The organism is Streptomyces sp. PU-14G, from assembly GCF_041028275.1.
In the GTDB taxonomy this organism is placed as follows: domain Bacteria; phylum Actinomycetota; class Actinomycetes; order Streptomycetales; family Streptomycetaceae; genus Streptomyces.
Genome location: NZ_JASKYT010000495.1, coordinates 1 through 3,887, shown reverse-complemented (window position 1 = coordinate 3,887; position 3,887 = coordinate 1). Strand labels below are relative to the sequence as shown.

Below are 3,887 nucleotides of genomic sequence, written 5' to 3'. Positions count from 1 at the left end.
CCCCCAGCCTCCGGCCGGGAGGTGCCCCCACCGACCACCACCCCTCATGGAGACTCCCCCGAAGCCGCTTGCACTCAGCATGCCCGAGTGCTAATCATTGGGTTAGCACTCTACGAGTGAGAGTGACAGACAAGGACCGGGTCGGTGAGGTCCGCGGGCTGGGCGGGGAAGGGACCGCCGGGCCGCAGACCGTCCGTCGCGGGCGCCACGCGGTCCGGAGCAATCCAACCCTCCCCTTGCGTCGGGCATGGGGGAATCCAGGGAGGACCAACCCACATGGCCAAGATCATCGCCTTTGACGAGGAGGCGCGGCGCGGTCTTGAGCGTGGCATGAACCAGCTTGCCGACGCCGTCAAGGTCACGCTCGGCCCGAAGGGCCGCAACGTCGTTCTGGAGAAGAAGTGGGGCGCCCCCACCATCACCAACGACGGCGTTTCCATCGCCAAGGAGATCGAGCTCGAGGACTCCTACGAGAAGATCGGCGCCGAGCTGGTCAAGGAGGTCGCCAAGAAGACGGACGACGTGGCCGGCGACGGCACGACGACCGCGACCGTCCTGGCGCAGGCGCTGGTCCGCGAGGGGCTGCGCAACGTCGCCGCGGGTGCCAACCCGATGGCGCTCAAGCGCGGCATCGAGAAGGCCACCGAGGCCGTCTCCGCCGCCCTGCTGGAGCAGGCCAAGGACGTGGAGACCAAGGAGCAGATCGCCTCCACCGCCTCCATCTCCGCCGCTGACACCCAGATCGGCGAGCTGATCGCCGAGGCCATGGACAAGGTCGGCAAGGAAGGCGTCATCACCGTCGAGGAGTCGCAGACCTTCGGGCTCGAGCTGGAGCTCACCGAGGGCATGCGCTTCGACAAGGGCTACATCTCCGCCTACTTCGCCACCGACATGGAGCGCATGGAGGCGGAGCTCGAGGACCCGTACATCCTCATCGTCAACTCCAAGATCAGCAACGTGAAGGACCTCCTTCCGCTGCTGGAGAAGGTCATGCAGTCGGGCAAGCCGCTGCTGATCATCGCGGAGGACGTCGAGGGCGAGGCCCTGTCGACGCTGGTCGTCAACAAGATCCGCGGCACCTTCAAGTCCGTCGCCGTCAAGGCCCCGGGCTTCGGCGACCGCCGCAAGGCCATGCTCGGTGACATCGCCATCCTCACCGGTGGCCAGGTCATCTCCGAGGAGGTCGGCCTCAAGCTGGAGAACGCCTCCCTGGACCTGCTGGGCCGCGCCCGCAAGGTCCAGATCACCAAGGACGAGACCACCATCGTCGACGGTGCGGGCGACAGCGAGCAGGTCGCGGGCCGGGTCAACCAGATCCGTGCCGAGATCGAGAACAGCGACTCGGACTACGACCGCGAGAAGCTCCAGGAGCGCCTGGCGAAGCTGGCCGGCGGCGTGGCCGTCATCAAGGCCGGTGCCGCCACCGAGGTCGAGCTCAAGGAGCGCAAGCACCGCATCGAGGACGCCGTTCGCAACGCGAAGGCGGCCGTCGAGGAGGGCATCGTCGCCGGCGGTGGCGTCGCCCTGCTGCAGGCCTCCTCGGTCTTCGAGAAGCTGGAGCTGGAGGGCGACGAGGCCACCGGTGCCGCCGCCGTCAAGCTGGCCCTGGAGGCCCCGCTCAAGCAGATCGCGGTCAACGCCGGTCTCGAGGGTGGCGTCATCACCGAGAAGGTGCGCAACCTGACCCCGGGCCACGGCCTGAACGCCGCCTCCGGCGAGTACGTCGACATGATCGCCGAGGGCATCCTCGACCCGGCCAAGGTGACGCGCTCCGCGCTGCAGAACGCCGCCTCCATCGCGGCGCTCTTCCTCACCACCGAGGCCGTCATCGCCGACAAGCCGGAGAAGGCCGCCGCGGGCGCCGACGCGGCTGCCGCCGGTGGCATGGGCGGCATGGACTTCTGAGTCCGGCCTCCCACGGGACTCCCCGAGGGGGTCCCACCGGATCCGTCCACCCCGAGGGCGGGCACTCACGCGAGTGCCCGCCCTCGGGCGTGTGCGCGAGCGCCTCAGCCGACCTCCACCTCCGCGAAGCACAGGTGGTCCTTGATCTCGGAGACCTGGGCGTGCGGATCGGGGTAGGACCAGGCGACGTCCTGGGCGCTGCCGTCGGCGAGGGACCAGTAGGAGGCGCGGCCCTTGAACGGGCAGCGGGTCCGGGTGTCGGACGGGGTCAGCAGGTCGGTGCGGACGTCCTCGGGCGGCAGGTAGTAGCGCACCGGGTAGCCGGTCTCACTCAGCAGCAGCGGGCGGTCGCTGTCCGCGAGCACCTGTCCTGCGTGCGTCGCCCGCACGCGTTCGGTGCCTTCTTCGACGGTGATCGTGTGGCCTTCGGCGGGCATGTGCGGTCCTTCCTTCGGTGCTGTCCCTGGGAACCGTCTGCGCGCTCCAGCCTCTCACCGCGGGACGCTTGCGGCAGGGCGCGCCGGCCTCGGGGCCCGAAGAGGCGGGGTGCCGGATCGGGTCACAGCCCGAAGAGGGCCAGGGAAGCCGCGTCCAGTCCCGTCATCTCCACCGGAACCGTTCTGTGCGTCTCCCAGTCGGCGCGGTCGAGGCGGAAGCGGTGCAGGGGCCTGCGCCTGCCCTGGACGGCTTCGACCGACAACCCGTCGGGTCGGTAGCCGAGTTTCTCGGAAACCCTGCGCGAGCGCGCGTTGTCCGTCATGGCGGACGAGGTCATGCTGCGGGCGCCCAGCCCCGCGAAGGCCAGATGCAGCAGGGCGGCCCGCATCTCCGTGCCGAACCCCCTGTCCTGGTGGGCCATGCCGAGCCAGGACCCCGTGCGCGCTTCGCGCAGGACGGCGAACGCGTCGGCCGTCAGGTCGCAGCGGCCGATCACCTTTCCGCCGTGCACCACGGCCGTGCTCAGCGTCCACGCGTCCTCGCGCCAGTCGGCGATGGTGCTCAGCACGTGCTGGAAACAGCCGCGCCTGCGCCCTTCGGGGCTCGTCGCGGTCCAGGGGACGCTGAAGGGCATCTCGCTCTCGTCGTGCACCTTGCCCGCGGCCAGCTCGGCCATCCCGGCGAGCGTGTGTGCGTCAGGAAGGCGCAGTTCGAGGCGGGGAGTTGTCAGTCGCAGCCCGTACAGGGGCCAGATGGTGGCTTCCATGACGGGAGCCTGCCGAAGCGGGGGCGGGGCGTCGAGCGAATAACATCCCGACCCGGGGCCGGGCACGCCGCGGACGCCGCGCCGCGCCCGGGGCTGCACCCGCGCTGCACGCCGCGCCGCGCCCCGCACCCCGCGCCGCTTCGGGCATCCGGCCTCCGGCTCAGAGCTCAGGCTCAAATCTCAGATCTCAGGGCTCAGATCGCAGGTTGAGAGCTCGGGCTCAGACCTCGCGGACAGCGGCCTCGTCGAGCAACCGGGCGACGCCGTCGAGGAGGGCGGTGAGTCCCAGTTCGAACAGTTCGTCCAGGTGCAGGTCGTAGCCGTCCCGGCCCAGGGCACCGACGACGCGGGAGAACGTCGGGTAGGCGCCCGAGGTGGTCAACGACGCCATCGTCGCGGACTGGTCCGCCAGCCACTCTTCGTCCGTCAGCCCCGTGGCGCTCCGGGCGGCGGTCTCCCGTTCCCACTGGACGGCGAGACCCTGCACGTGGCTGTAGAGGAGGACGTTCACGTTCAGCATGGCCGCCGGGGACAGGCCGCGGCTGTCCAGCGCGGAGAGCATCCACTCGGAGTACGTCATCAGGTTGGGCAGCAGCAACGGGCGGGTGAGAGGGCCGATCTGGGCCAGCCAGGGGTGGGCGCGGTGCACCTGCCACAGGGCCCTGGCCCCCGCTGCCAGGCGGGCCCGCCAGTCCCCCCCCCCCCCCCCCCCCCCCCCCCCCCACCCTGCACGTGGCTGTAGAGGAGGACGTTCACGTTCAGCATGGCCGCCGGGGAC

Annotated in this window: 4 protein-coding genes; 1 reads left to right on the top strand and 3 read right to left on the bottom strand. The window is 70.4% G+C overall.

Going from position 1 to position 3,887, the window contains the following annotated elements:
• The first annotated feature begins 276 nt into the window (after positions 1–276).
• A complete protein-coding gene (gene groL / locus AB8Z75_RS32210) occupies positions 277–1,905 on the top strand; it encodes a chaperonin GroEL (protein ID WP_369208246.1) in 1,629 nt (542 codons plus the stop codon).
• Between the two features lie 104 nt (positions 1,906–2,009).
• Here groL and AB8Z75_RS32205 read toward each other — a convergent pair whose 3' ends face one another.
• The 3 genes from AB8Z75_RS32205 to AB8Z75_RS32195 form a co-directional block, all read right to left on the bottom strand.
• Entirely contained in the window at positions 2,010–2,342 is a 333-nt protein-coding gene (locus AB8Z75_RS32205; RefSeq protein WP_369208244.1) for a DUF427 domain-containing protein, read from the bottom strand.
• A 122-nt stretch (positions 2,343–2,464) separates the two neighbouring features.
• The gene (locus tag AB8Z75_RS32200) at positions 2,465–3,109 is read right to left on the bottom strand and encodes a GNAT family N-acetyltransferase (protein WP_369208240.1); all 645 of its coding nucleotides are present in this window, start codon (positions 3,107–3,109) and stop codon (positions 2,465–2,467) included.
• A 220-nt stretch (positions 3,110–3,329) separates the two neighbouring features.
• The coding region (locus AB8Z75_RS32195) for a TetR/AcrR family transcriptional regulator C-terminal domain-containing protein (RefSeq protein WP_369208238.1) at positions 3,330–3,887 on the bottom strand (558 nt) is incomplete at its 5' end.

Coding starts and splice junctions, on each gene's coding strand:
- groL (WP_369208246.1), top strand. CDS start 277: ATGGCCAAGATCATCGCCTTTGACGAGGAGGCGCGGCGCGGTCTTGAG.
- AB8Z75_RS32205 (WP_369208244.1), bottom strand. CDS start 2,342: ATGCCCGCCGAAGGCCACACGATCACCGTCGAAGAAGGCACCGAACGC.
- AB8Z75_RS32200 (WP_369208240.1), bottom strand. CDS start 3,109: ATGGAAGCCACCATCTGGCCCCTGTACGGGCTGCGACTGACAACTCCC.